At 68.3% G+C, this 6,483-nt stretch carries 6 protein-coding genes; 2 read left to right on the forward strand and 4 right to left on the reverse strand.

Going from position 1 to position 6,483, the window contains the following annotated elements; genetic code table 11:
* Positions 1–875, forward strand: an 875-nt coding sequence (locus tag VFP86_01440; protein ID HET8998288.1) for an amidohydrolase family protein, incomplete at its 5' end; no start/stop codon positions are given.
* Positions 876–918: 43 nt separating this feature from the next.
* The gene (locus VFP86_01445; protein ID HET8998289.1) at positions 919–2,019 is read left to right on the forward strand and encodes an FAD-dependent oxidoreductase; all 1,101 of its coding nucleotides are present in this window, start codon (positions 919–921) and stop codon (positions 2,017–2,019) included.
* 55 nt (positions 2,020–2,074) lie between these two features.
* Here the strand turns inward: VFP86_01445 and VFP86_01450 are convergent, their stop codons facing one another.
* The 4 genes from VFP86_01450 to VFP86_01465 form a co-directional block, all read right to left on the reverse strand.
* Positions 2,075–3,736 carry a hydantoinase B/oxoprolinase family protein gene (locus tag VFP86_01450; protein ID HET8998290.1) on the reverse strand — a complete coding sequence of 554 codons (1,662 nt, stop codon included), beginning with the start codon at positions 3,734–3,736 and terminating at the stop codon, positions 2,075–2,077.
* A 1-nt stretch (position 3,737) separates the two neighbouring features.
* Positions 3,738–5,708 (reverse strand): hydantoinase/oxoprolinase family protein, encoded by a 1,971-nt coding sequence (locus VFP86_01455; GenBank protein ID HET8998291.1) that lies wholly within the window; start codon positions 5,706–5,708, stop codon positions 3,738–3,740.
* 182 nt (positions 5,709–5,890) lie between these two features.
* Positions 5,891–6,235, reverse strand: a complete 345-nt coding sequence (gene mazF / locus VFP86_01460) for an endoribonuclease MazF (GenBank protein ID HET8998292.1) — start codon at positions 6,233–6,235, stop codon at positions 5,891–5,893.
* Positions 6,229–6,483 (reverse strand): AbrB/MazE/SpoVT family DNA-binding domain-containing protein (locus tag VFP86_01465; protein ID HET8998293.1); only part of this gene is annotated, 255 nt, incomplete at its 5' end. The genes mazF and VFP86_01465, both read right to left, overlap by 7 nt.

The raw sequence follows: 6,483 nt of genomic DNA on the forward strand, positions 1-6,483 counted from the left end.
TCGGGGAGGTGGGTGGGGGGCACACGCTGGGCGGCGGGGGCCAGGACTACATGTATATCCCGATGGCTGTGGAGCGCGAGACAGGCGTAGCGCTCACGCCGCATCAGGCGGCGGAGATCAAGTACGCGGTCCTGGGGCGGCGCGTGCGGGTCGAGGCGTACGACCGCGATCGGGTGGAAGCCGCGCTGGCGGGCGCCGCGCTCGCCGGCCGGATCACCCCCGAGCGGGCGCGAGAGATCATCCACAGCTGCGTGCTCCCCTCGTTCCAGACCGCGCTCGAGGGGCTGCGCGAGGCGGGGCGGCTGGCCGCCCGCCATCGCGTGCCGACCGTGGTGCACACGTCCGCCCCATCCGAGTCGGCAATCGACGACGCCGCGGATGTCGCCGGCCCATTCCTGATCTCGGGGCACACCAATCATGCGACCTTCACCTTGGAGGAATCGCTGGCCTGCGCCCGGCGGCTCCGGGCGAAGGGCGCCTGGATCGAGGTCAGCACCCTGGACGCTTTCGGGCTGCGGCGCTTGGTGCCGCGGCCCGATAATATGTACGCGCTGCTCCGGCATGACCTGGTGGATTTCGTCGCGACGGATTACGCGAGCGGCAACTGGGACAATCCGTACACTGGCGTCGCACACGCGGTTGCAGACGGCGTGCTCACGCTCCCGAAGGCGGTCGCGCTCGTGAGCCGGAACGTGACGCGGGCATATCCCGCGCTCGCGCCGGATCGCGGGGAGATCACCCCAGGAAAGGCCGCCGACCTCGTGGTGTGCCGCGAGCGGTTCGACCAGGTCGATCTCGTCTTCGTCAACGGCCGGCTGGTCTGGGAGGGAGGAACTGTGCGGCGATCGCCTGCGCCCTCGCCCGGGAATTCGTAGGGTCGGGATAGGGAGGATCGAGTTCAGGACTGGGGGGACTGCGATGGACATCGTGGTAATCGGTGGGGGCATCGTCGGCGCCTCGGTGGCGTACCGGCTGGTACTGGCGGGCGCCGAGGTGACGCTCCTCGAAGCCGGCCGCCTGGCCGGGGGCACGTCGGCCGCCACCTTCGCCTGGATCAACTCCAATGACAAGACTCCGCTCGAGTACCACCGGTTCAACACCGCGGGGATGGCCGAGCACGCTCGGCTGCGGCAGGAGTTCGGGGCGGCACCCTGGCTGCACGTGGACGGCAACATCGAGTGGGCCGATGATTCGTCCACGAGTGCCGCGCTGCGCAGCAAAGTCGCCCGATTACAGGAGTGGGGGTACGACGCAGAGCGGCTCCCGATCGACGCGCTGCGGGAGATCGAGCCCGAGCTCGTCCCTCCGAACGGCGTCACCGAGTTCGCCTTCTATCCGTTGGAGGGCTACGTCGACGTCCCTATGCTGGTCGGCGGCCTTGTCCGGGCGGCGGAGAAAGTCGGAGCGAAGGTTCGCACCGAGTGCCGGGTCACCGAGCTCGCGGTGGAACGCGGGCACGTCGGAGGCGTGGTGCTGACCGGCGGCGAACGCATCAAGGCCGACCTGGTCGTCAACTGTGCCGGCCGCTGGACCGACCAGGTGGCCGCCCTCGCACGCGTCCGCGTCCCACTCGCGCCGACCTCGGGATTGCTCGCGATCTCGGTCCCGTCGCCGGTCGGGCTTCGCAGCCTCCTGCACACGCACGCGGTGAATCTCCGCCCGGACGGTGCCGGCCGGATCATGATGCGGGCAGGCGAGTTCGACCGCACCGTGGACGAGGACACGCCGGTTGTTCCCCTGCCCCCGGCGTGCCATCAGATCCTCGAGCGCGCCCGCCGCGCACTGCCCGGCCTTGCCGGCACCACCCTGGAGGTGGCGCGGGTCGGCGTGCGGCCGATCCCCAGCGACGGCTATCCGCTGGTCGGCCCGATGCCCGGAGCCCCAGGCATGTATGTCGTGTGCACGCACAGTGGAGTGACGCTCGGCCCGCTTCTAGGACGGCTGGTGGCCGACGAGGTCGTGCGCGGCGTGGTCGACCCCCGGCTGCGTCCGTTCCGTCCGGAGCGCCTCATGGTGTGAGGTGGATTGCGCGCTTGGCCGAGTTGAAGCGGGTGGCGGCTTCCCGGCGTTGTCTTTACGTGACGAGGCTATTCGCAGGCGGCGGGCAGGTTCCGCTGGGCGTCTGCCTGTCTTCCCGTGCATCCCGTTCGATGCGCGCGCGCGCACGGCGATCCGGCGAGCCGTACCCACCGCCGCCGCCGGCCCGGACGAGGAGGAGATCGCCCGCTCGCAGCGTCTCGTGGACCTTTGAGCCCAGCGTCCGCGCCGCGCCGTCGCGGACCAGGACGCACGCCCCCGGAGCACCGGTTCCGCCGCCAAAGAGGCCGGGGGCGCCGTGCGCGTGGCGATCGGAGTGCAGGCCAAAGGTGACGCCGTCGGCGAGGATGCGGTAGGCTCGTTCCATCCCCAGGCCGCCGCGGTACTCACCCGCCCCGCCAGAGTTGGGCACGAGACCGTATCGGAGGACTTCCAGGAACGGGAACTCGATCTCCACGGATTCCACGGGCGTGTTATGACCGTTCGTGAGGTGCATGATCATCCCGTCGGCGCCGTCCTGGCACCACAGCCCGCCGTTGCCGGCCCCGAGCACTTCGGAGAGGATGCGGGTGTGTCCGCCGGCGCGATGGCCGAAGGAGATGCCCGTCTGACAGTCAAAGCCGGGGGCCGTCACACGCTGGGGCAGCACGGCTGCAAGCGCCATGTTGACGGCGTCAAAGATCTTGTAGCAGGCGCTTGTTCGCGCGCGTGTCGCGGCCGGCCATCGCGGGTTGACGAGGCAGCCGAGCGGCGCGGTGACGTGGACGGGCCGCATCGTTCCGGCATTGACGAGAAGGTGGGTCACACCGAGAATTGACATCACGGTCGTCCGCACCGTCGAGAGCGTCGAGCCCCACGGGACGTTAATAAACCCGTCAGCCTGCGCGTCCGTGCCCGCGAAGTCGATCGTCATTTCGGTGCCGGCGATCCGGACGGCTACCCGCACGTAGAAAGGGCCCCCGCCGGTGCCATCGCCCTCCATGAAGGCTTCGCCACGGTACGCACCGTCAGGGATTGCACCGATCGCATCCCGAGAGATCCGCTCGGCGTACTCTTGGACCTCGACCATGAACTCCTTGATCGCGTCGGGACCATATTTACGGGCGAGGGCGCGCACGCGCGCCTCCCCGGTGCGGCACGCCGCGATCTGGGCGTCGAAGTCTGCGAGGACCGTGCGCGGGGCGCGCACGTTCGCAGCGAGAAACTTCCCGAACGGCGACCGGCGCCAGCCGGCGTCGAGGGGGATTCGCATCGGTGAGAACACGATGCCCTCCTGGAACACGTCGGTGGCCCGGGCGTTGCTGGCCGCCGCGCCGCCGCCGACGTCTAGGTGGTGCACGTTCGCGCAGGCCACCCCCAGCAACTGCCCGTTGTCGCGGATGGGCGTGAACAAGAGGATGTCGTTTACATGCTGGCCTCCGTGAAATGGATCGTTGAGCACGAACGCTTCTCCGTCCTGGAGATCGCCGAAATCGTACTCCTCCGCCACGGCAGCGGCAGCCGGATCCATCGCGTTGAGGAGCTGGGGGATGTAGTTGGCGATGGCCACGGTGTTCCCGTGCGGATCGAGCACGGCCGTCGCAATGTCGCGCACCTCGCGGACGATCGTGGAGTGGGCGGAGCGGTAGAGGTTGACGCCCATCTCCTCCGCGGTCGCGGCGAAGGCGTGGCCGATGACCGAGAGGGTGACCGGATCCATGTCAGGTGACCTCCAGGATGAGATTGCCGATCGGATCGACGCGGGCGGTCCATCCCTCGGGTACGAACGTCGTCGCCGTGGGTTCCTCGACCACACAGGCGCCGGCAATCGCGGCGCCGGGCTCGAGCTCGTGCCGGGCGTGGTAGCCGCGTGCGCGCGCGGCGTGGACGCGATCGCGTGCCGGCGCGGGCCGGATCTTGCGTAGTGGAGACGGCGCGACGGCGATGAGCCTGTAGCCGACCACCTCGACCACCTCGTCGGGCACGGCGTGCCCATATCGCGTCCGATGCCCCTCGTGAAACGACTGCGTGATCGCCGCTACAGTGAGCCCATCGCACGCGACGGGAATCTCGTAGGCCTGGCCGGCGTACCGCATGTCCATCTCCCGGCGGCAGCGCACGTCGCTCCACGGCCGCGCGTACTCCGCGAACTCCCGTTGTGCGCGCGCCTCCAATTCGGCGAAGACATCGGCCACGCCGGCATCGGTCAGGCTAGCGGCAGGACTGACGCGGGTCATCGAAAAATCCTGCCGCGTATCTGCGATGAGCAGCCCGTAGGCGGAGACGAGCCCGGGGTTCGTGGGAACGAGGACACGAGAGATGCCGAGGTCCGCCGCCACGGCCGCGGCGTGGAGGGGACCGGACCCTCCATACGCCACGATGGTATAATCCCGCGGGTCGTACCCGCGTTCGATCGTCACGAGACGGACCGCCTGGGCCATGGTGACGTTCACGAGCCTGAGCACGCCCTCGAGGGTCTCCGCGCTCGACAGCGCCACTCGGTCCGCCAGTGCGGCGAGCGTAGCTTCGGCACGCTTCGCGTCGAGCTGCATGCGGCCTCCGAAGAACGCCTGGGGGCGGATGCGTCCGGCCAGCACGTTCGCGTCGGTCACCGTGAATGCCGTGCCGCCCCTGCCGTAGGCCGCCGGCCCGGGATCGGCGCCGGCGCTCTGCGGCCCGACTTTGAGCATGCCGCCCCGGTCGACATCGGCAATGCTGCCGCCGCCGGCACCAACCGTGGCGATGTCAATCATGGGCACGGTCAGCGGCAACCCGCCGATCCTGTACTCGCGGGTGATGCCGGGCCGGCCGTTCGTGACGAGGCACACGTCGGTGCTGGTGCCCCCCATGTCGAACGTGATGACGTTGGCAAATCCGGCCTCGAGGGCGACGGTCGTCGCGCCGATCACTCCGGCCGCCGGACCGGACAAGATCATTTTGGCGGCATGCCGGCGGACCGCGTGGGCTGGCACGGTCCCGCCGTTCGCCTGCACGATCGTCAACGGCCCTCCGAAGTTCCGGGCGCGCAACCCGTCCTCGAGGCCCGCCAGGTAGCGTTGCACGACGGGTTTGGCGTACGCGCTGATCACGCACGTGCTCGTTCGCTCGTACTCCCGAAATTCGGGGAGGACCTCCGAGGCCCGCGTCACGGCGATCCCGGGGAGGGCCATTGTCAACGCGTTCTCGACCGCGAGTTCATGCGCCGGGTTCGCGTATCCGTGAAGCAGGCAGATGGCGACAGACTCCACGCCATCGTCGCGCACCAACCGGCGGACTTCCTCGATGAACGCGAAATCGGTGAGCGGACGCCGGACCTGCCCGTCGGGGCCCATCCGCTCATCGACCTCGAGGATGTGATCTCTGGAGACGAGCGGCTGGGGCTGTCGGTAAAACAAGTCGAAGAGACGGGTTTTGGCTTGGCGCTGGATCATCAGAACGTCACGGAAGCCCTTGGTGGTCAGCAGGCACGTCCGGGCGCCCTTGTGCTCCAGCACCGCATTGGTGACAACGGTCGACCCATGGACGATCGTTTCGATCTCGCGCGCGTCGATGCCGCACTCTGACACGGCCGCGATGACAGCGCGCTCTGGTTGGGCGGGCGTGGACAGGACCTTTCCGGTCGCGTCGATCCGATCGCCGCGCGCGAGCACCCAGTCGGTGAACGTGCCGCCGACCTCCACCCCCAGCCGCATCTTACTCACAATGAGAACCTCTCGGCACGCGCTGGATCGACGTGCCGTCCAGCGCATGTAGCTCGAACGCCGGAGGCGCTTTCATCGGGCCGCGCGGAAGTCTGACACGACCCCTGGTTGAGCTCTCAAGACGGCGACCCCCGATATGACGTCGTTGGGGCGTGCGAGCAATCCTCTTTCGATCACGTCAACAATGCGCCAAGTTTCTGGAGGACCTCCGTCACCGCAGGCTGGGGCAGTGTGCAGATCCGCTCGGCGCGCCGAATCCGCCAATCGAGACTTTTGATTTGGTCCGAGAGCGCGACGCCGGTCACCGGGAGTCCGGCAGGGATTGAGACCTCGAAGGGATACCCTTTAATCCGGCTCGTGATCGGACACATTAACGCGAGGCCGACTTTGCTGTTGTATGCTGCGGGGGACACCACGACAGCTGGCCGGCGCCCTGTCCGTTCGGCGCCAGCCTGAGGGGCGAGGGTGATCCAAACAATGTCCCCGCGGTCGGGGACTCGGGGACGGCGGGCTACCACGCCTCTCTACCCTCGGGAGCTCCCGTATCAACTTCCTCGTGCAGATTGCGCTTGGTCACGCGGGAGAGGAGATCCTCAAGCGTTTGGCCCGGTTTAGTCGCCGGAGCGACGACTAGGGTCCCGTTTGTCACAGTGAGGTCGACCTCAGTCTCCTCACCGAGCTTGACTTCGATGGCAAACGGTTTGGGGATACGGAGGGCCAAACTATGCCCCCACCGCTGGATCTTGGTACGCATGAAAACGCCTCC

This window comes from bacterium (assembly GCA_035703895.1).
Lineage (GTDB): Bacteria > Sysuimicrobiota > Sysuimicrobiia > Sysuimicrobiales > Segetimicrobiaceae > Segetimicrobium.

Coding starts and splice junctions, on each gene's coding strand:
- VFP86_01455 (HET8998291.1), bottom strand. CDS start 5,708: ATGCGGCTGGGGGTGGAGGTCGGCGGCACGTTCACCGACTGGGTGCTC.
- VFP86_01445 (HET8998289.1), top strand. CDS start 919: ATGGACATCGTGGTAATCGGTGGGGGCATCGTCGGCGCCTCGGTGGCG.
- VFP86_01450 (HET8998290.1), bottom strand. CDS start 3,736: ATGGATCCGGTCACCCTCTCGGTCATCGGCCACGCCTTCGCCGCGACC.